General features: G+C 64.9%; 16 protein-coding genes and 1 other RNA gene. 8 read left to right on the top strand and 9 right to left on the bottom strand.

Features of this window, described 5'->3' with window-relative positions:
- Window position 1: 1 nt before the first annotated feature.
- From XpruCFBP8353_RS01215 to XpruCFBP8353_RS01180, 8 genes are all read right to left on the bottom strand, one after another.
- Window positions 2-1,285: an EAL domain-containing response regulator gene (locus XpruCFBP8353_RS01215; protein ID WP_101361570.1), complete on the bottom strand. Its 1,284-nt coding sequence runs from the start codon at window positions 1,283-1,285 to the stop codon at window positions 2-4.
- Window positions 1,286-1,311: 26 nt separating this feature from the next.
- Entirely contained in the window at window positions 1,312-1,827 is a 516-nt protein-coding gene (locus tag XpruCFBP8353_RS01210) for a chemotaxis protein CheW (RefSeq protein ID WP_101361569.1), read from the bottom strand.
- A gap of 10 nt (window positions 1,828-1,837) precedes the next feature.
- Complete coding sequence (locus XpruCFBP8353_RS01205) at window positions 1,838-3,994, bottom strand: methyl-accepting chemotaxis protein (RefSeq protein WP_101361568.1); 2,157 nt, start codon at window positions 3,992-3,994, stop codon at window positions 1,838-1,840.
- Between the two features lie 68 nt (window positions 3,995-4,062).
- The gene (locus tag XpruCFBP8353_RS01200) at window positions 4,063-6,081 is read right to left on the bottom strand and encodes a chemotaxis protein CheA (protein ID WP_101361567.1); all 2,019 of its coding nucleotides are present in this window, start codon (window positions 6,079-6,081) and stop codon (window positions 4,063-4,065) included.
- An 18-nt stretch (window positions 6,082-6,099) separates the two neighbouring features.
- A complete protein-coding gene (locus XpruCFBP8353_RS01195) occupies window positions 6,100-6,429 on the bottom strand; it encodes an STAS domain-containing protein (protein ID WP_101361566.1) in 330 nt (109 codons plus the stop codon).
- 450 nt (window positions 6,430-6,879) lie between these two features.
- Window positions 6,880-10,344: a transcription-repair coupling factor gene (gene mfd, locus XpruCFBP8353_RS01190; RefSeq protein WP_101361565.1), complete on the bottom strand. Its 3,465-nt coding sequence runs from the start codon at window positions 10,342-10,344 to the stop codon at window positions 6,880-6,882.
- A 411-nt stretch (window positions 10,345-10,755) separates the two neighbouring features.
- On the bottom strand, window positions 10,756-11,298 hold the full coding sequence (locus XpruCFBP8353_RS01185) for a GNAT family N-acetyltransferase (RefSeq protein WP_010369530.1): 543 nt from the start codon (window positions 11,296-11,298) through the stop codon (window positions 10,756-10,758).
- A gap of 394 nt (window positions 11,299-11,692) precedes the next feature.
- Window positions 11,693-12,601 carry a 23S rRNA (adenine(2030)-N(6))-methyltransferase RlmJ gene (locus tag XpruCFBP8353_RS01180; RefSeq protein ID WP_101361564.1) on the bottom strand — a complete coding sequence of 303 codons (909 nt, stop codon included), beginning with the start codon at window positions 12,599-12,601 and terminating at the stop codon, window positions 11,693-11,695.
- Window positions 12,602-12,740: 139 nt separating this feature from the next.
- Between XpruCFBP8353_RS01180 and creB the strand changes: the two genes are divergently transcribed.
- The 3 genes from creB (at window position 12,741) to creC (ending at window position 15,071) form a co-directional block, all read left to right on the top strand.
- Entirely contained in the window at window positions 12,741-13,445 is a 705-nt protein-coding gene (creB, locus tag XpruCFBP8353_RS01175; RefSeq protein ID WP_207759560.1) for a two-component system response regulator CreB, read from the top strand.
- A 70-nt stretch (window positions 13,446-13,515) separates the two neighbouring features.
- Window positions 13,516-13,591, top strand: a non-coding RNA gene (locus tag XpruCFBP8353_RS01170) — sX9 sRNA.
- 34 nt (window positions 13,592-13,625) lie between these two features.
- The gene (gene creC, locus XpruCFBP8353_RS01165) at window positions 13,626-15,071 is read left to right on the top strand and encodes a two-component system sensor histidine kinase CreC (protein ID WP_101361563.1); all 1,446 of its coding nucleotides are present in this window, start codon (window positions 13,626-13,628) and stop codon (window positions 15,069-15,071) included.
- 128 nt (window positions 15,072-15,199) lie between these two features.
- Here creC and XpruCFBP8353_RS01160 read toward each other — a convergent pair whose 3' ends face one another.
- A complete protein-coding gene (locus XpruCFBP8353_RS01160; RefSeq protein WP_101361562.1) occupies window positions 15,200-16,012 on the bottom strand; it encodes a C1 family peptidase in 813 nt (270 codons plus the stop codon).
- A gap of 421 nt (window positions 16,013-16,433) precedes the next feature.
- On the opposite strand from XpruCFBP8353_RS01160, the gene creD reads away from it, so the two are divergent.
- From creD to XpruCFBP8353_RS01135, 5 genes are all read left to right on the top strand, one after another.
- Window positions 16,434-17,753 (top strand): cell envelope integrity protein CreD, encoded by a 1,320-nt coding sequence (creD, locus tag XpruCFBP8353_RS01155; protein WP_101361561.1) that lies wholly within the window; start codon window positions 16,434-16,436, stop codon window positions 17,751-17,753.
- A 7-nt stretch (window positions 17,754-17,760) separates the two neighbouring features.
- Window positions 17,761-18,183, top strand: coding sequence for a hypothetical protein (locus tag XpruCFBP8353_RS01150; protein WP_101361560.1), 423 nt, complete (start codon window positions 17,761-17,763; stop codon window positions 18,181-18,183).
- Window positions 18,180-18,830 carry a GNAT family N-acetyltransferase gene (locus XpruCFBP8353_RS01145; protein ID WP_207759584.1) on the top strand — a complete coding sequence of 217 codons (651 nt, stop codon included), beginning with the start codon at window positions 18,180-18,182 and terminating at the stop codon, window positions 18,828-18,830. The genes XpruCFBP8353_RS01150 and XpruCFBP8353_RS01145 overlap by 4 nt, the downstream gene beginning before the upstream one ends.
- A gap of 125 nt (window positions 18,831-18,955) precedes the next feature.
- Complete coding sequence (locus XpruCFBP8353_RS01140) at window positions 18,956-19,840, top strand: carbon-nitrogen hydrolase family protein (protein ID WP_101361558.1); 885 nt, start codon at window positions 18,956-18,958, stop codon at window positions 19,838-19,840.
- Between the two features lie 20 nt (window positions 19,841-19,860).
- Window positions 19,861-20,952, top strand: coding sequence for a DUF3616 domain-containing protein (locus XpruCFBP8353_RS01135; protein ID WP_101361557.1), 1,092 nt, complete (start codon window positions 19,861-19,863; stop codon window positions 20,950-20,952).
- The last annotated feature ends 20 nt before the right edge of the window (window positions 20,953-20,972 follow it).

Genomic DNA, 20,972 nt, shown 5'->3' with positions numbered 1-20,972 from the left:
CTCAGGCCACGTCCGCGTCGCTGGGCAGCGTGTTGTCGCTCAGGCGTGCGATGCGCACGGCATGCTCGCGCCACCACTCCGACAGCATCGGCCCGGGCATCGGCGATGCCATCAGATAGCCTTGTGCCAGGTCACAGCCGAGTTCGCGCAGCAGCCGCCAGTCGTCGGGCGTTTCGACGCCTTCGGCCACGGCGGTGAGTTCCAGCCGATGCGCCAGCTCCAGCGTGGACTCGAGCACGGTGCGTTGGCTGCGGCTGCGATGCGCGGCATGCACGAAGCTGCGATCCAGCTTGAGTTCGGTGAAGGGAATGCTGGCCAGACGCTGCAGTGAGGAGAAGCCGGTGCCGTAATCGTCGATGGACAGGCCAAAACCATGCAGGCGCAAACGCGCGAGCATGCTCAGGGCATTGGCCGGTTCCACGATGGCGCTTTCGGTCAGTTCCAGCACCAGATCGGCCGGGCTTAGGCCGTTATCGCTCAGCTTGGCGCACAGTTCTTCGAGGAAATGATCTTCGCCCAACAGCCTGGGCGAGAGGTTCAATGCCAGGCTCAGAGCGAAGCCTTCGGCGCGCCACTCCACCAATTGCGCGATCGCCTTGTCGATCACCTGCTGGGTCAATGCGTGGATCAAGCCTTCGCGCTCGGCCAGGGGAATGAAGCGATCCGGCCCAATCATGTCGCCTTGTGGGCGGCGCCAGCGTGCGAGCGCTTCCACGCCGCGCAGGCGGCCGTCTTTCAGATCGAGTTTGGGTTGGTAGGCCACGCGGATTTCGCCGCGGCGCATGGCGCGATCCAGCCGCGAGGCCGCCGCGCCGCCGCTGGACATCAGCGGCGAAATCGCCACCGGCGCGAATACGCGTGCAGCGGCGGTCGGCTCCGGTTCGCAATCCAGGATGGTGGCCAGGTCCTGCAGGTTCATCGGTTTTTCGATGCCGCCGAGCACGCGTACGCCGGCGCTGCGGCTGAGTTGCATCACTGCATCGATCAAGGCGCTGCCGCGTTGCGACACCACCACCACCGGCACGCTGTATTTGCCGCGCGCCAGCGCGTCGAGTAGCTGTACGCCGTCCATGCCCGGCATTTCAAGATCCACCAGCAACAGTGAAGGCGCATCGGCACGTGTCAGCCACTCCAGCGCCGTGTGTCCGTCGACTGCACCATCGACCACGCCGGCGCCGAGCTGGCGGCACAGCGCCATGGCGTGTTCGCGCTGGACCACGCTGTCGTCCACGACCAGGACCGGGCCGGTCAGCTTGCAGTTGCAGGAGAGAAGGGCAGGGCGCATGGGAGTCCTTATGTGCATGCGTTAGGTCAGGCCGCCAGTTCGGCGGGCGGGAGCTGGGCAAGCGCGTCGTTGCCCAGCACGGCATCGGCATCGAGCAGGATCACGAAGCGTTCGCCGATCTTGCCCATGGCATGGATGAAGTCGCGCGCGATGCCGGCGCCGAAGCTGGGCGTGTCGACGATGTCCGACGGTGCGATGTCCAGCACTTCGCTGACCGCATCCACCAACAGCCCGAGCACCTGATGCACCTCGCTGTGCGCGATCTCCACGACCACGATGCAGCTGCGCTTGGTGATCGCGCTGGTATTGCGGCCGAAGCGCTGCTGCAGATCCACCACCGGCACCACCGCTCCACGCAGATTGATCACCCCGCGTAGCGCGGGCGGCATCATCGGTACGTCGGTGGGGACGCGGTACTCGATGATTTCCTTGATGCCCAGGATGCCCAGGCCGAACATTTCCCCACCCAGCAAAAACGTGAGGTATTGCTGCGGTGCCGTCGATGGCGGCAGTTCGTGGTTGGCTGCGGTGTGCGCGTGCATCGTCGGCTCCTCAGAAGCTGGCGAATTGCGATTCGTCGATCGCGTCGGCAGTCGCGGCCACCGCGCTGATCTTGCGCACGTTGGTGCGTCGCGGCGGCGCGCTGCTCACAGCGGCCGGCGCGTGCGCTGCAATCCGACGCGGCCCCTGCCTGTTGCTACCCGATACGGCGCCGCGCCCGCCATTGCCCAGCCGGAAGAAGCCCATGAGCTGCTGCAACTGTTCGGCTTGTGCGCTCATTTCCTCCGAGGTGGCAGCCAGTTCTTCGGCATTGGCCGCAGCCGATTGCGTGGTCTGGTTCAACTGGCCCACGGCGGTATTGATCTGACTGACACCAGCGGTCTGTTCTTCGGACGCGGCGGCGATTTCCTGGACCAGGTCGGAGGTGCGGCGGATCGAAGGCACCATCTCGCCGAGCACGCGGCCCGCACTTTCGGCCAGCTCCACGCTGGATTCGGCCACTTCGCCGATTTCCTGCGCGGCGATCTGGCTGCGCTCAGCCAGCTTGCGCACTTCGGCGGCCACCACGGCAAAGCCCTTGCCGTGTTCGCCGGCGCGCGCCGCTTCGATGGCGGCATTGAGCGCGAGCAAGTTGGTCTGGTACGCGATGTCGTCGATGATACCGATCTTCTTGGCGATGTCCTTCATTGCCGTCACGGTGGCGCGGACGGTGTCGCCGCCATCGGCCGCTTCGCTGGCCGCCTTGGCCGCCATGCTGTCGGTCACACGTGCGTTTTCGGTGTTCTGTGCGATGGAGGCAGTCATCTGCTCCAGCGATGCACTGGTTTCTTCCACCCCGGCCGCCTGTTCGCTGGCCGCCTGGGCAAGCGCCTGTGCAGTGGCGCTGACTTCTTCGGATGCGCTGGCCAGGTTTTCGGCGTTGCGGTTGACCTCATCGACGATTTCGGTCAACCGGCTCATGGTGGTGTTGACGTAACGCTGCATGTCGGCGAACGCGCCTTCGTAACGGCCTTCCACAGTGTGGGTGAGGTCGCCATCGGCCATCGCACCCATGACCTGAATCACTTCGGAAATGCTGCGCAGATTGCCGCGCGCCCGTTCCACGGTCTCGTTGATGAAGGCCTTCTTGCCCGGCAGCTGCGCCAGCGGCGCATCGAAGTTGCCGCGGCCGAATTCGGCCACCACGCCCATCGCCAGTTTTTTCACCGCGATGTGCGCGCCGACCATCTGGTTGATGCCCAGCGCCATGCTGCGGAAGTCGCCATCGAAGCGAGCGCTGTCGATGACCACATCGATATCGCCGGCTTCGTGTTCGGCCGACATGTGGTTGATCTCGGCGATCAGGCCGGTGAGGTTGCCGCGCACCTGATCGATGGTCTCGTTGATGAAGCGCTTCTTGCCCGGCAGCTGCGGCAGTTGTGCGGTGAAGTTGCCGCGGCCGAACTCGGCCACGCAGGCGATGGCCTGTTTCTTGACCGCGATGTGGCTGGCCACCATCGCATTGATGCCTTCGGCCATGCGACGGAAATCGCCGGTGAAGCGCTGGGTATCGATGACCACATCGATGTCGCCGGAATCATGCTCGGCCGACATGCGGTTGACCTCGGCGACCAGGCCGGTGAGGTTGCCGCGGATCTGATCGACCACCTCGTTGATGAACGCCTTTTTGCCCGGCAGGCGCTCGAGTTCCGCAGAGAAATTGCCGCGGCCAAACTCGGCCACGCAGGCCATCGCCTGTTTTTTCACTGCGATATGGCTGGCGACCATGCGGTTGATGCCCTCGCCCATGGTGCGGAAGTCGCCATCGAAGCGGGCGACGTCGATGCGTACATCGATGTCGCCCGCATCGTGTTCGCGCGAGACGCGATTGATCTCTTCGTTGACGTGGCGGATGCCGCTCTGCACCTTGCGCAGCCCGCGCAGGACATCGCCGGCCTGCTCGTCGCGCACTTGCGGCAGGGTGACATCGAAGTTGCCGCGCGAGAACGCGTCCAACGTGGTGGTGGCCAACCCCAGCGACGCACTGGCGATGCGGATTGCCCAGACCAGCAAGGCGCCGCTGATCAGTGCAGCAATGACGCTGGTACCCAGCAGGGCGGCGTGCGACAGCGTCAGCGCAACGCCGGCGGCGACCACGACAACGGGCAATGCGACGGCAAGCGCGGCGGTAAACCACAACTGCGTAGCGATAGGCAGACGGTGTGACATGGCGATGGTTTCCAGGGGTCAGGTAACGACAAACGACGCGATGTGTACGGCAGCGGTGGTGCGAGCGCTCAGGCCGCCAACGCGTCCTGGTTGGGGTGCAATTGCTGAATCAGGCTGGGCACATCCAGAATCAGCGCGACATCGCCGCTGCCCAGGATGCTCGACCCACTGATGCCTTTGACCTGTGCGAAAACCTTGGACAGCGGCTTGATCACCGTCTGCCATTCGCCCAGCAAGGTGTCCACCACCAGGCCGAAGCGCTGCGCGCCCTGGCGGATCACCACGATGCTTTCGCGCGGCGGGGTCTTGCCGCCCAGCGCGAACAACTCGCGCAGGCGGACATACGGCAATACGCTGCCGCGCAGGTCGATGTAGTCGCTGGTGTAGTCGGGCGTGAACTCCACGCATTCCTCCACCACATCCAGCGGCACCACGAAAACCGATTTGCCCACGCCGACCTGGAAGCCGTTGATGATGGCCAGCGTCAGCGGCAGGCGTACCGAGATGGTGGTGCCCAATCCGGCAGCGCTGTCGATCTCGACCGTGCCGCGCAGCGCAGTGATATTGCGCTTGACCACATCCATACCGACGCCGCGCCCGGACAGGTTGGTGACCTTTTCTGCGGTGGAAAAGCCCGGTTCGAAGATCATTGCGAACACTTCGCGGTCGCTGAGTTGGCGGCCGGGTTCGATCAGGCCCCGTTCGAGCGCCTTGGCCAGGATGCGGTCGCGGTTCAAACCGCCGCCGTCATCGGTGATCTGGATAACGATGCTGCCGGAGTCGTGATACGCGTTGAGCCCAACGGTGCCGCGTGCGGGCTTGCCACGTGCAACGCGCACGTCTGCCGGCTCGATGCCGTGATCCATCGCATTGCGCACCAGATGGGTCAGGGGGTCGCCGATCTTTTCCACCACCGACTTGTCCAGCTCGGTGTCTTCGCCGGCCACCACCAGGGCGATGTCCTTGCCCAGTTCGCGCGCCACATCGTGCACCACGCGCTGGAAGCGGCTGAAGGTGCCGCCGATCTTGACCATGCGCAGCTGCAACGCGCTTTCGCGCACGTCTTCCACCAGGCCGGCCAGGATCGAGGCCGATTCCAGCAATTGCGCATCGCCGGTGCGTTGCGCATTGGCATTGGTGCTGCTGACCGCGATGATGAGTTCGCCGACCAGATCGATCATGCGATCGAGCTTGTCGGCATCCACGCGGATCGAGCGCGCATCGTTGTTGCGTCCGCCGGCGTCAGGCGCATTGCGGACCGGCGCCAATGCGGCATTTGCCGCGTTGGGGACGGCGGCAAGCGCGCCGGCCGGCGCTGCGGCAATCATCGGCTCGCTGACCAGCAGCGTGGCAGCATCGGTCGGTGCCGGCACTGAGGCGATGTCCAGGTCGCAATCGTCGCGAACGAATTCGAATACGTCTTCGATCGCGGCGCGGTCGGCGTCGCTGCGTAGCAGGATCTGGAAACCGAGGTAATTGGCTTCCGGGTCGAGTTCTTCAAACCGTGGCAACTGGCTGTAGTCGGTACCGATCGATTCCACCGAGCCCAGGCCGCGCAGATTGCGGATCAACTTGAGCGGGGAGTTGCCGAAGCGCAGCGCATCGGCGAAGAGCTTGAGCGAGATGCGCCAGTAACCGCTCTGTTTTTCAGGGGGGCTGTGCTGGATGGCGGCGGCGGTGACGCCGCAGGCGCTGCTTTGCAAGTAAGTCTGCAATTGCGCCAGCAGCGGCTCGGCTTCGGCAGCCAAGGCGGCCGGGTCGGCATGGCTCGGGTCTGCGGCGGTTTCCACCAAGGCATGGATATGGTCGCAGCACACCAGCAACAGCCCGATCAGTTCCGAGCTCAGGGGCAGCGCTTCGTCGCGTACCAGATCCAGCACGCTTTCCACCACATGGGTGAAGCCGACCAGCTGCGGCAGGTCGAACAGACCGCCGGACCCCTTGATGGTGTGCGCCGCGCGGAAGATGGCATTGACCGCATCTGGCGAGGATTCGCCACGCTCGGCTTCGAGCAAATGGCGTTCCATGTCTTCGAGCAGATCCCGGCTCTCGGCCAGGAAGGTTTGCATCAGTTGGTTCATGTCCATGCGCGCGTCACCGGTCCGTTAGTGAATGTGTTCGCCGAGACCGGCGACCGCATGCGGGTACAGCGCTTCGAGCAGGCCGAGCAGCTCGATCACATCGACCACCGCACGGCTGGAATCGGTCAGCGAAAACGGCCGTCCATCGGCCTGGATCGCCTGCTTGGTGGCCAGCAACAACTGCAGGCCGGTGGTGTCGATTTCGCTCACCGCCGCCAGATCCAGATGCACGCCGCCCGGATGCGCCAACGCCGGCAGCAACAGCGGCTTGAGTTCGGCAGCGCGACGAATGGTCATCTCGCCCTCAAGGGCAAGCGTCAGCGGCGCGGGCAGATCGGGAGACGGAGTGTTCATTGGTGCCTCGGGCGATGGCGCACGGTGGGTGCGATGACGCGGGGAGAAGGGCGCGGTGGCATGGCGCTGCGTGGTATTGCCCTGCACGCAGAGTCATGCCGGTCTATGCAGGTATCGGCGCCTAGCTGGAATATTTAGGGCAAATTCAGCCGAATGACGGAAATGCGAAATCCTCAGCAGTTTTTGAATTAACTGCTCAGGTTTGTCGCAAGCAGGCTCATAAGGCGTTTGTCCCGCACCGTCCCGGGACAGGACACGCGCGTCTCAAACACGGCAGAGCGGTGGGCATCGGGCAAGGGCAAGGGGTGCGAGCCCATTGCGGGTGATGCAGGTCGGCGCGCTATCGGAAATGTCGCGCACCCACGTCATGCAGTGGGTGGCGCTTGCCTGCCGGCACGGCGTGGGGTGTTGTCGAGTCTGTTGCAACGCCGTCAAACGCGGCGCTGCGCTTCAGCCTGGTGCCAGCGCAGCCAGCAAACCGCGTGCGGCATTGAAGCGATCCGCACCTTCGGGCAGCGGCAGCTTGATGCGCAGTTTGTCCGGGCCGTCCATGGTGTAGATCTTCGGCTGCTTCTGGATCATCTGGATGATGGTCATCGGATCGATCGCTGGCTTGGCTTCGAACACCAGCCGCCCACCGTTTTCGCCCAGATCCAGCTTGCGCACGCCCAACGCATTGGCTTGCAGCTTGAGCTCGGCAATCGCGAACAGGTGCTTGACCGGGTCTGGCAGCAAGCCGAAGCGGTCGATCATCTCCACCTGCAATTCGCGCAACGCCTCGGGATCGCGCGCGCTGGAAATGCGTTTGTACAGTGTCAGGCGCGTATGCACGTCGGGCAGATAATCCTCGGGAATCAGCGAGGCCACGTGCAGCTCCACCTCGGCGCCGCGCGCTTCTTCGCCGGCATCCAGGTCGGGCAGCTTGCCCTGGCGGATGCTGCGCACCGCGCGCTCAAGTAGCTCGGTATAGAGGCTGAAACCGACTTCGGCCATCTGCCCGCTCTGGTCTTCGCCCAACAATTCGCCGGCACCGCGGATTTCCAGATCGTGCGTTGCCAGGGTAAAGCCGGCGCCGAGCTCGTCCATGGAGGCGATCGCCTCCAGGCGCTTTTCTGCATCGGAGGTCATCGAACGGCGGTCCGGCACCACCAGGTACGCGTAGGCGCGGTGATGCGAGCGACCGACGCGGCCGCGCAACTGATGCAACTGCGCCAATCCAAATCGATCGGCACGATTGATGATGATGGTGTTGGCGTTGGGAATGTCGATGCCCGATTCGATGATCGTGGTCGACAGCAGCACATTGAAGCGCTGCTTCTGGAAATCCAGCATCACCCGTTCCAGCTCGCGCTCGGGCATCTGCCCATGCGCAATGCCGATGCGTGCTTCCGGCACCAGTTCCGAAAGATCGCGCTGCATGCGCACGATGCTTTCCACGTCGTTATGCAGGAAATACAGCTGACCACCGCGGCTGAGTTCGCGCTGGAAGGCTTCGCGCAGCAGCGTGTTGTCCCAGGCAGTAATGAAGGTCTGCACCGCCAGGCGGTTTGGCGGCGGGGTGGCAATGATCGACAGATCGCGCAGGCCGGCCATGGCCATATTGAGCGTGCGCGGAATCGGTGTGGCGGTGAGCGTGAGCAGATGCACGTTGGCGCGCATCGCCTTGAGCGCTTCTTTCTGCCGCACGCCGAAGCGTTGTTCTTCGTCGACGACGACCAGCCCGAGATCCTTGAACTTCACGTCCGGCTGCAGCAGACGATGCGTGCCGATGATCACGTCGATATCGCCGCTGGCGACCTTCTCCAGTTCTGCCTTGATTTCCTTGGTGCTCTTGAAGCGCGACAGCACTTCCACCTTCATCGGGTAATCGGCGAAACGGTCGCGGAAATTGCGGTAATGCTGTTCGGCCAGCAGCGTGGTGGGCACCAGCACCGCGACCTGCTTGCCGGCGCTGGCGGCAGCGAACGCTGCGCGCACCGCCACTTCGGTTTTGCCGAAGCCGACGTCGCCGCAGACCACACGGTCCATTGGTTGGCTGCTGCCCAGATCGCGCAGCGTGGCGTCGATGGCGGCAAGCTGGTCGGTGGTCTCTTCGAACGGGAACCCTGCCGCAAACGGTTCGTACATCGCCCGGTCCACTTGCAGCGCCAGACCCGCACGCGCGCGTCGACGTGCCTGGATTTCCAGCAGTTCGGCAGCGACATCGCGGACCTTCTCGGCCGCCTTGCGTTTTGCCTTGGTCCATTGCTCACCGCCCAGCGAATGCAACGGCGCAGTTTCGGCCGAGGCGCCCGAGTAACGGCTGATCAGGTGCAGCTGCGCCACCGGCACGTACAACCGGTCGCCCTTGGCGTATTCGATTTCCAGAAACTCGCCGGGCATCCCGCCGGCATCGAGCACGATCAGGCCGCGGTAGCGGCCCACACCGTGGTCTTCGTGCACGATCGGCGCGCCTTCGGACAACTCGCCCAGGTCGCGGATGATCGCTTCCGGCTCGCGTCCGACCCGGCGCGTGCGGCGCGGCTGATTGGCGCGCTCCGGGAACAGTTGGCGCTCGGTGAGCAGCGCAATCTGCGGTTGATCCAGCGCAAAGCCGTCTTCGAGCGGCGCCACCGTAATGCCGAAGCGCAGCTTGCCCGCCAGGAACGCGGGCACGTCGGCAACCACCTCAGGCTTCAATTGCGCGGCGGCGAGCACTTCCATCAAGGCTTCGCGACGGCCGGCCGAATCGGCCGCCACCAGCACGCGGCCCGGGTAATGGCTCAGGAACGCCGCCAGCGCCTGGCCGGCTGGTGCGTCCTTTGCAGCCACCGGCAGCGGCGGCAAGGGGTGGTCGCCGAGCGGGGCGGCTTCGTCGATGCGCGCATGATCGCTGGCCCATACTTCCACACGCGCCAGCTTGTTAAGCCGCTCGCGCAGCGCATCCGGCGATTGGTATAACTCGTCCGGCGGCAGCAGCGGGCGCTCGACATCGTGGCGGCGCTGTTCGTAGCGGTTCTGCGCCTGCGCCCAAAACGTATCGGCGGCATTGGACATGCCGGTGGCAATCACCGGCAGTACGCGCTTGTCCAGATAATCGAACAGTGTTGCGGTCTTGGCGAAGAACATCGGCAGGTAATACTCGATGCCCGATGGCGCCAGTCCGGATTTGAGATCCTGATACAGCGCGCTGCGCCGGGTATCCACGTCGAAGCGTTCGCGCAGGCAGGCCAGTACGCGTTCAACGCTGGCATCGTCCATCGGCACTTCGCGGCCGGGCAGCATCTTGACCGCGTCCACCTTGTCGAGCGAGCGCTGCGATTCGGGGTCGAACACGCGGATCGAGTCGATATCCTCATCCAGCAACTCGACGCGCAATGGCGTGTCCGCGCCCATCGGGAAGACATCGAGCAGGCCGCCGCGCACGGCAAAGTCGCCCGGGTCCATCACCTGCGGCACATTGCGATAGCCAGCGCTTTCCAGGCGGCGTTTTTCCGCATCCAGATCCAGCCGCTGGCCGACGGTGAGATCGAAACTGCCGCCGACGATGTAACTCAGTGGCGCCAGCTGCTGCAGCAAGGTCTGCACCGGCACGATCACCACGCCGCGGGTCAGGCCGGGCAGGCGGTGTAGGGCGGCCAGGCGTTGGCTGATGATTTCCGGGTGCGGACTGAACTGGTCGTAGGGCAGGGTTTCCCAATCGGGAAATGGCACCACCGGCAGCGCAGAATGTTCGCCGAGCAAGGCATGCAGATCGGCTTCGATCTGGTGTGCGCTCTGGTTATCGCGTGCGATCACCAGCAGCGGGCCGGCATGCGCCTCGGCTGCCCGGGCAATCGACCACGCCAGCGCAGTCGGAGAGGACGGAGCGCGCCAGTAGGCGCGGAGCTGGCCAGACTTGGGCAGCGGCGGGGAGGGGAAGGTAGGCGACGGCATCAGCCCATAATTTTATCAGAGCCCCTGCCGTGGCCGGTCCATCTGATGTGAACGGCGGCTCCGGGCGTGCGCGCGGCAGGGCGCACAGGGGGCTATCGCGACGTAACCCGTGCGGAGTCTGGAGGTCCGCCGCCGCGCTGCGTGTCGACTACGCGGCCCTCGCCGCTCACGGGACACGCCGTGAACCCGTCCATGGGGGCGCGTTGGCGGCATTCATGCCGCCAACGGTCCCGCAGCGGTGAGGACACCGCGCTAATAGGGTGGGCTGGCTGCCAGACGAGAGCGGCTCATTGCACCTGGAAGGACGTACTTACAGTGAGTCCTGCAATGGTGAGCGGTCAGGGACCGCAGCAAACCACCCGCCAAGCCGCAGTTTCGAGTCCCACATCCCGAATTCCCCACCCCGGCAACTCAGGCATCCAGCTCCAGCACCATCCGTACCAGCTCCGGCGAATCCGGGTGCGCCTGCGGTTTGAAGCCCAGCGACTCGGCCAGCTGCAGCATCGGCAGGTTGCTCTGCAGGACATCGCCGAACAGACAATCCAGATATTTGCGCCGCGCCCATTTGACCAACTTGCGCATCAACTGCCGCCCCAGTCCCTGGCCGGCGACGAAGCTGCTGACCAGGATGGTGTATTCGGCCTGGCGGGTGCCTGGCACCAGCGCTGCGCGGGCGACCGCACCCACCAGCGCTTCGCCCGGTGGCAATTGCTCGGCGGCGACCAGCACGATCTCGCTCTTGGGGTTGGGGTGGGTCAGGCGCTGCACCATCTCCGGGGTGATTTCGGCGGAGGAGCGCACGAAGCGCGCGCGAATTTCCTCCGGTCCCAACAGGCTGAAGGCCCCCTGCAGCGGCGGACCATCCTCGGGACGGATCGGACGGAGCAGAAGGGTGCGGCCATTGGGCAGGCTGAAGTTTTCATGCCAGGGAGGCATGCGATTGCGAATGGCCATGACCGGTGTTCCTTAAAGATCGGAAGATTCTGGCACCAGCCCGGCGCGCAACCGTGAATGAATCCGGTGTGCTGCCGGGGGCCGACTGGAGATGGCAGTGCTTCCCACTGAACTGTAACGAGCGGAGCCGTGAGCCGGTCGTGAGCGTGGGGCAGCGCAGCATGGCTGAGGAGTCACCAACGCGCGGCCTGGCCGCCAGACATTTGAAACGAGGCCTTCCGCACGCGCGGCCTTGGGTGCAGCGCCCGGTTGTGAACGCTGCGCTGACGGTGCGCGCAGCAACGACATGCCAGCAACCAAGCGCGCGGCCCAACGCACTGCGCCAGTGCACCGGAAACACCTGCGTACCCGCACTCCACACCCGCAGCGACGGGTGTGCTGCGGGTGTACCGACTCAGCCGTCCTGGCGCAGCCACTCCAGCCGGGTCGAGGCGCCGGGCTCGCCGAGATGCTGCTTGAGGACCGGCAACGCGGGCGCCAGCACCTGGTCGAACTGCCAGGGGGCATTGACGATCAGCAGCCCGCTGCCGGTCAGGCGCAGCGGCGAGTCATCCGGTCGTACCTGCAACTCGGCGACCAGCACCGACTTGGCCGGCAGCGTGGCGGCTTTGCGCATGAACGGCTGCAGGCTACGGCGCAGCTTGATCGGGTACCACACCATGCAGATCGCCTGCGGCCAGCGCGCCAGCGCCTCGCGCACGCTGTGGATGATCTGCTGGTACTCGGCGTCCTGCGATTCGTACGGCGGGTCGATCAGCACCAGCCCGCGGCCGATCTTGGTCTCGCCCGCCCGCGGCGGCAGGAAGGCGCGGATCGCGGCATAGCCGTCGCCGGCATGCACGCGCACCCGGCTGTCCCTGGCGAATAAGCCCTTAAGGGCGTCGGCTTCGTCCGGCTGCAGTTCGCAGAATGCCATGCGGTCCTGCTCGCGCAGCGCCTGCGCGGCCAGCAGCGGCGAGCCGGGGTAGTAATTGAGCTGAATGCCGGCCGTGGTGCGCGTAGGCTTCTGGCCGGGTGTAGCCGGGCGGGCGACGGACTGGTTGTCGGCCTGCACCGCGCGCAGGTAGCGCTCAACCACCTCTGGCAAGGTCGCTTCGGCCATCAACCGCATCACGCCGGCATCGGCTTCGTTGGTCTTGCGGCTCTCTTCGCCACCGAGTTGGTAGCGCCCGCGCCCGGCGTGGGTATCGAGCACGAAGAACGGGGTGTCCTTGCGCTTGAGGGTGTCGATCAGGGCAAGCAGGGCGATGTGCTTGAGCACGTCGGCATGGTTGCCGGCATGGAAGGCGTGGCGATAGTTCATCGCGGCAGTGTAGAGGCTGCGGCAGGGTTTGTTGCGGCTCGTCGCAGGGTGGGCCGGCGCAGACGCACTGTGGCGGCATCGGGATGTTGCGCGCCGTTCGCGCAACGCCTCGCCCTGTAGGCGGTGCCCGCATGCCGTTATGCTGCGCGGCATGTCCGAGTCTCCTGCCCGCGTGCTCGTCGTCGAAGACGAAGCGGCCATTGCCGATACCGTGCTCTACGCGCTGCGCAGCGAGGGCTATGCACCTGAGCACTGCCTGCTGGGTCGCGATGCGCTGGCGCGGCTGCGCGCCGATCCGGCCGATGTGGTGGTGCTCGATGTGGGCCTGCCGGACATCAACGGTTTCGAGGTCTGCCGCACGCTGCGCAGTTTCAGCGAGGTGCCGGTGATTTTTCTGACCGCGCGCAACGACGAAATCGACCGCGTGCTCGGGCTGGAATTAGGCGCCGACGACTACATGGCCAAGCCGTTTTCGCCACGCGAACTGGTGGCGCGGGTGCGCGCGCGCCTGCGCCGACGCAACGTGGGCGCGGTGGTCGAATCGGGCTGGCAGCCGCACGGCGCATTTGCCATCGACCGCGACGGCAGCCGCATCCGCTACGGCGAGACGTTGCTGCCGCTGACCCGCTACGAGTACGCGCTGCTGGCGGCATTGCTGCAGCGCCCTGGCGCGATCCTGAGCCGTGCGCAACTGATGGACCGCGGCTGGGACGCCAGCGCCGACAGTGCCGACCGCACCGTCGACACCCACATCAAGACGCTCCGCGGCAAGTTGCGCCTGGCCGGCGTACCGGCCGATCCGATCCGCACCCACCGTGGCCTTGGTTACGCGCTGGAGGTGTAGGCATGTTGAGATCGGCGAACAAACCGACGGCGCATCCGCCAGGCAGGCGCGGCCGGTGCTCGGAATCGGCATGGACCACGCGCCACTGCGGTTCTAAGTGCGCTGCCCATCCCCGCCCAACGACTGCTCGCTACCTGTGGTCAGCCGCGCTTGGCGACCTGAGCGAGGCCGCGCGCTGACATGCGGCTCGGTCTCAAGCTGTTTCTGGGCTTCTTCCTGATCGTGGGTCTGGCCGCGTTTTTCGTGATGCGCGTGTTCGTCAACGAGGTCAAGCCAGGCGTGCGCCAGGCAATGGAATCCACCCTAGTGGATGCGGCCAATGTCTTGGCGGAAATCGCCAGCAGCGAACTGGCTGCCGGCACGCTGGCCGATGGGAGCTTCGCGCGCAACGTGGCCAGGGCGCAGCAGCGCGATCCCAAGGCGCGGGTATGGCGCTTTCGCAAGAACAATGTGGATTACCGCGTCACCGTGACCGATGCGCGCGGGGTGGTGGTGTTCGATTCGTTGGGCCGCGACGTCGGTCGCGACAATTCGCGCTGGAACGATGTCTACCGCACCTTGCGCGGCGAATACGGCGCACGTTCCAGCCCGGAAATCGATGGCGACCCCACCGCAACGGTGATGCACGTGGCCGCACCGATCTACGCACCGGACGACCCGAAGACGCTGATCGGCGTGCTGACCCTGGCGCAGCCCAACCGCAGCATCGACCCGTTTATCGAAGCCAGCCAGCGCAACATCCTGCAACGCGGCGCCTGGCTGATCGGCATTTCTGCGTTGATCGGCATTTTGATGACCTGGTGGTTGATGCGCGGCATCGGCAGGCTCAATCGCTATGCGCAGGCGGTGAGCGCCGGCATCCCGGTGCCGCCACCCAAACCGCGTGGCGATGAAATCGGCGATCTGGGCCAGGCGCTGGAGTCCATGCGTCGCAAGCTGGAAGGCAAGGCCTACGTGGAGCAATACGTGCAGTCGCTGACGCACGAAATGAAAAGTCCGCTGGCGGCGATTCGCGGTGCATCGGAGCTGCTGACCGAGCCACTGCCGGAAGCCGATCGCCAGCATTTCGTGGCCAGTATCCGCGCGCAGGAGCAACGGCTCACCGAAACCATCGACAAGCTGCTGGCGCTGGCCGAAGTGGAGCAGCATGGCTGGTTGCAGACGCGCGAACGCATCGGTCTTGGTGGGCTGCTGCAGACCGCAGCAGACGCGGTGTCGCTGCGCGCAGCGGCGGCCGGTGTGATGGTGGAGGTCGATGTAAGCGCTGCGACGTTAGGCGGTCAGGTACTCGGTGATGGCTTCTTGCTGCGTCAAGCGTTGATCAATCTGCTGGAAAACGCCATCGCGTTTTCGCCGCAGGACAGCCGTGTGCGCGTGCATGCGCAGCTGCGCGATGAACATTGGGAGTTGGCGGTCGAAGACCGCGGCAGCGGCGTGCCGGATTATGCGATCGAGCGCGTCTTCGAGCGCTTCTATTCCCTGGCACGCCCGCAGACCGGCCAGCGCAGCTCCGGTCTTGGTCTGCCCTTCGTGCGTGAGGTTGCGCGCCTGCATGGCGGGGACGTGACGCTGGGCAATCGCGACGGTGGCGGTGCGATTGCGGTGTTGCGCCTGCCGATCGGCTGAGTCGCCGGGCAGGCACTTGGAGCGGTTGGCTACCGCCGGTGGCAGCCGTGCGTCCGAGGCTGCGGCATGCGCCAGAGCACATGCCGCGCCCGCGTCAATCGCAGCGCACGGCGCGTGGCCGCGCTGTGCTAATGCACCACGTCGGCGCCGATGACGTCCTTGGCGACCACCGACCAGGACAGTTTGCCGAAGCCCTTGTTGCCCCACTCGGTGCCCCAGCTGTTTTCCACGATCAATCCTTGACTGTCGTAGCCCAGCGCGACGACGGCATGCCCGCCCAGAATCGGGCTCTTGATGTCGTAATCGACCTGATTCTTGGGCGTCAAGTCTTCAAAGCCCCGGCGCACATAGAAGCCGATCGCCACCGGCGTGGAAGAGGCGAGGGCGAGCTTGATCTGTTCGATCAAGGCGCGCCCCCCATTGCCGTTGCCCGAATACAACACGGTGTACTTGCGATACGGCGTCGGGTTCTTGGTGGCGTTGGCCTTGTCGGCAGCGGTGGGTTGGTCTTTCCAGTCGTAGTTGCCCCACGAGTAATGCTGCTCGGTGTCGATACCCTGCGCCAGCGCGACCTCCAGTGGCGCTTCCAGAGTAGAGCCTTCATCGACGCCGCCGTTGACCTGGCTATACAGATACATCGGGGCAAAGCGTGTCTGTGCCTGTTTGTTGGCGTTGGCGTACCAACCGGTCAAGGTATGCGCGGTTGCCCATGACGCACATGATCCTAGGTGGCCCTGGTCGCCCGGCGTGATCGCCCACGCAGTCAGGTCGACACTGGCAGGCAGTGGTTTGCTAACGCTTTCTGTACCGAACAACGGGGTGACCGGCTGCATCAATGACGACGGTTTCAGTCCCATTCCGTGGACTGCTGCCTGTGCGGCGGCAGTGGTCAGGCTCAGGGTGGCCAGCAGGCAAAGGGCAAGCGGACGTTGCGTGTTCATGCAAGGCAGACTCCAGGCGAAGAGGAATGCAGTCGTGCGCAGTTCTAAAACCACAGCCCAGCAGATATGCAGCCGCGACGGCGCTGATGCAGCGCACGCGGTGAAAAGTCATTGAAGAACTGCGGAACTGGAAAGCGGTAATCAACGAGGTAAGGGGCGGTTCAGGAGTGCGCACCTGCGTGTGTATCGTTACCCATGGCGACGGTGCGTGCGGCGGCAATGCGAAGCGATGCCGATCGAACGGAAGTCTGGTTTGGGCATGTAGTGCACTTTTGCAATCTGACACCTGCATTTCCTCCTTGCGTCACAATGCAGGCCGGCAGGCATCCGGGTCGCCCACTTCACATTCGCTTCAAATTCGCCTCAAACCCCCAACACCGGCGCGTCGCACCCTGGTCACCTCCCAAGACGAGGATGGCCGATGAAATCCCTGAAACTGTTATTGCGGTTCGCCACCATTGGCGGGCTGATCCTGCTGTTGCTCATTCCGCTATTGCTGATCCGTGGCGCGGTGCAGGACCGCGCGCGCTACCGCGACGAGGCCGTGGAGCGGGTGGCACAGAGCAAGGCCGGCGAGCAGCAATTCATCGCGCCTGTGCGGGTGCTGCCGTATACCGAAGATGTGCAGGTCACCGAGCCGGACGAGCAGGGCAACCAGCGCAAGGTCTGGCGCAAGCGCGAAGGGACGCTGCTGCAAACACCGCGCAGCCTGAAACTCAGTGGCGAGATGGTGCCCTCGGTAAGAGAGGTGGGCCTGTACCGGGTGCAGGTGTACTCCTGGAAAGCGACCCTGCACGCGGAATACGATCCCTTCGACTACGCGGCCGAGCCGACCCGTGTGTATGGTCAGCCGCATCTTGCGATCGGTATTTCCGACGTGCGTGGGTTGGTCGGCACGCCGCGTTTGCAGGTGGATGGCCGTGCGTTGGCACTGGAAAGCGGTGCCGGTGCATTGGCTGATCGATCGGCGGGCATCCACGCCAAACTTGGCCCGCTGGCTGACCCGGTCGCAGGCCGGCTGCAGAACGGCAACAGGGTAGACATGCAGTTCGTGCTGGATGGCACGCGCCGGCTGGCGATCGCGCCGATCGCCGACAACAACGAGATTGCGTTGCGCTCCACCTGGCAGCACCCGTCCTTTAGCGGACGCTTCCTGCCGAATGCACCGAGCATCGGGCCGCAGGGCTTCGATGCGAGTTGGTCGCTGTCGTCGCTGGCCACCGGTGCGCAGGCGCAGTTGCAGTCCAGCCATACGTCGCTGGATACGCTGGAAGTACGTCTGGTTGATCCGGTGGACGTGTATACCCAGGCCGATCGCGCCAGCAAATACGGCATCCTGTTTGTGGTGCTGACCTTTGTGGCGTTTGTGCTGTTCGAGTTGATCAAACGTTTGCCGATTCATCCCTTGCAGTACCTGTTGGTGGGCCTGGCATTGGCGATCTTCTTCCTGCTGCTGCTCAGCCTTTCCGAGCACATCGCGTTCTGGCAGGCCTATCTGATCTCCGCGGCGGCGTGTATCGGCTTGCAGTTCTTTTATCTCTCGGGCGTCTTGCGCAGTTGGGTCCGTGCGGCGGGCTTTTCGGTGATGCTCACCGCCTTGTATGCGGTGCTCTACAGCCTGTTGATCTCCGAAGACAACGCGCTGCTGATGGGCTCGTTGCTGCTGTTCGGCATCCTGGCCAGCATCATGTGGGTGACCCGCAAGCTCGATTGGTACGAGCTTGGCAATAGCCTGCGCTGAGGCCGGCATGACGGCGCATGCACAGTTCCACCGGCGGGCGCAGCGTTTGCTGCCCGCCGGTATCGATACGGTGGCGCTGCTTCCCGCAGCGCTGCCGCACTCCTGGGAAGGCTCGGCGCTGTCGGCCTTGCCGCTGCATCGCGATGGGCGCCACGGCGTGGTAGGTCTGCAGATGCATGCACGCACCGCGCAGCAGTTGCGCACCGGCGGACATGTGTTTTTGCAGGCAGCACTGCAACGCCACACGTCGCCTGGCAGCACGCGCACGCGCAGCTACGGGCCGTGGCAGAGGCTGAGCAATGGCAGCTACTGGGCACGCAGCACCGATGCGCTCCTCGGGGTGCTGCTGGGCACCGAAGAAGCAGCGGTATGGTTGTTATGGCAGCAGCCCGAGGCCGGCATTTGGAGCCATGGTCGTTGGCTGCGTTGACCGGTGGCGTTGCAGCCGCGCCAGGCTGGCTTACCATGGCCGGCATGACTGGTTCCTCCTTGAGTGTGGAGACGGTGCGCGGCACCGATGTGCTGCCGCATCTGGATGCGGTGGCGCAGCTGCGCATCGCGGTGTTCCGTGCGTGGCCGTATCTGTACGAAGGCGATGCCAGGTACGAACGCGAGTATCTGGCGGCCTATGCGGCATCGCCAGAGAGCGTCTTCGTGCTGGCACGCGATGGCGATGCGGTGATCGGTGCATCCACCGGGTTGCCGTTACTCGACGATAGCGCCGCCTTCCATGCACCGTTTCGCGCTGCCGGCATCGACCCGGTCAGCGTGTTTTATTTCGGCGAATCGGTATTGCTGCCGGCCTATCGCGGACAGGGCATCGGTCACGCATTTTTCGACCAGCGCGAAGCGCACGCACGCGCGCTGGGACGCTTTGCACTTGCGGCGTTCTGTTCGGTGGAACGCGCGCCCGACGATCCGCGCACGCCAGCCGATTACCGCACCAATGACGTGTTCTGGCGCAAGCGTGGCTACGCCCCGCAGCCCGGCATGCGGGTGCATCTGGAATGGGCAGAGTTGCAACATGGCGAGATCGACCACAGCTTGGCTGTGTGGACACGTGCGTTATCGCAGTGAGCGCGGCCACCGCCTGACAGCGACTCACACAACGGCGCGAGCAGTTTGCAGGGCAACTGCACAATGCATTCGCTAGCCGGTTTGATTCCTTCGCCACCTCGACCCAATCATCCAAAGGCCACCAGATGAAAATCGCCGTCGCCAAATACCCCATCGGCAAGCCCGTCGATTTCGCCGCGTTTGCTGCGCGCCAGTCGGCCCTGATCGGCGAGGCTGCAGCTGCCGGTGCGCGGGTGGTGGTGTTGCCCGAATATCTGTCGCTGGAGCTGGGCGCGACGTTCGACACGCCTATTTCTGCCGGCCTGCCTGAATCGCTGGCGGCCATCCAGGCGCTGCGTGGGCAATGGCTGGCGCTGTTTGCCGGGTTGGCGCAGGAACATCAGCTGCATCTGATTGCCGGCAGCTTTCTGCTGGATCTGGGGCAAGGCCGCTACCGCAATCGCAGCGACTGGTTGACGCCTGAGGGCCTGCATGGCTGGCAGGACAAGCTGCAGCTCACCGGCTTCGAAAAGGCCACCGGGCTGATCGAGCCGGGCGACGAACTGAAGGTGTTCGAACTCGACGGCATCCGCGCGGCAATTGCGATCTGCTACGACAGCGAGTTCCCTTTGCCGGTGCGTGCGCAATACGAGGCCGGCGCGCGCTTGTTGATCGTGCCCAGTTGCACCGACACCGCGGCCGGTGCCATGCGCGTACGCATCGGCTGCCTGGCGCGCGCGCTGGAAAACCGCGTGTTTGTCGCGCAATCGGTCACCGCGGGGCAAGCGCTCTGGAGCCCCGCGTTGGACATCAATACCGGCGAGGCAGCGGTGTTTGCACCGATGGATGTCGGCTTTCCCGCCGATGGCGTGTTGGCGCAGACCCAGGGCGAGACGGTATGGGCACTGGCCGAGCTGGACTTCGCTGCGTTCGAGGCCAGCCGCGCGCAGGCGCAAGTGGCCAACGACCGCGATTGGCCGGGGCAGTTGGCGGCCGATGTCGCGCGTGCCAAGCTGGCCGCGTTCGGTTGATCCATCGCCCACAGGTTCCCATGGCCAAGAAAACCCTGATTCCACATAGCGTCCGGCTCGAATTTGCACCCGGTGCGCTGGTGCACAGCAATCTATCCGGCGCCGCCTTCACCGACGACTGGCTGTGGGTGGCCGGCGACGAAGCCTGCGCGGTCGACCGGCTGCGCAAGCTCGATCCGGTACAGCGCGAGACGCTGCGCTTCGGCCAAGGGCAGAGCTTCCCGTTGGCTGACCTGCTCGACCTGCCGGGTGAAGACGGCGAGGAAGCCGACCTGGAAGGCATGGGCCTGTCGGACGGATGTCTATGGGTCGTCGGCTCGCACGGCAGCAAGCGCAAGAACGCCAAGCCTGGCCGCGACGACGCCGAAAACGCCAAGCGCCTGACGAAGTTGAAGCTCGACGGCAACCGCCGTCTGCTGGCCTGCCTGCCGATCGACTATGCGGACGACGGCACCCCGCACCTGGTACGCGAAGCCGCCGACGGCCGCCGCGCACGTCGCCTCAAGGGCGATGCCAAGCACAACCAGCTTACCGATCTGTTGGCCGATGACCCGCATTTCGGCCCGTTCCTGGAGATTCCAGGCAAGGACAACGGCTTCGATATCGAAGGCATCGTGGTCGATGGCCAGCGCTTATTGCTGGGCCTGCGCGGGCCGGTGCTGCGCGGCTGGTCGGCACTGCTGGAGATCCAGGTGGAAGCCCATGGCGACCACTTGCGCCTGGCACCGCTGGACGAGGACGGCACGCTGTTGCGGAAACACTTCCTGCAACTGGGCGGGCTGGGCATTCGCGACCTGCATTATTCCGGCGACGATCTGTACCTGCTGGCCGGCCCGACCATGGTGTTGAACGGCGAGATCCGCCTGTTCAAATGGCCGGATGCGCGTACCGTGCTGGCCGCCAACCAGGCGCCGGTGCGTTTTCAGCATGATCTGCTGGAATCTGCAGTGCTGCCACACGGCAAGGACAGCGACCGTGCCGAGGCCATCTGCAACCTGCCCAAGCAACTGGCCGGCAAGATCCCCACCTGGCTGGTGCTGTACGACGCTCCCGGCCCGGCCCGCAGTGGCGGCGATTGCGTGGTGTACGGCGACCTGCTGCGTAACCGTTGAGCCACGGACCGGGCAGGGCC

The sequence above is a fragment of the Xanthomonas prunicola genome, from assembly GCF_002846205.1.
GTDB classification, from domain to species: domain Bacteria; phylum Pseudomonadota; class Gammaproteobacteria; order Xanthomonadales; family Xanthomonadaceae; genus Xanthomonas; species Xanthomonas prunicola.
Note: the sequence above shows the minus strand (reverse complement) of the source record. Positions and strands in the feature narration are given on the sequence as shown.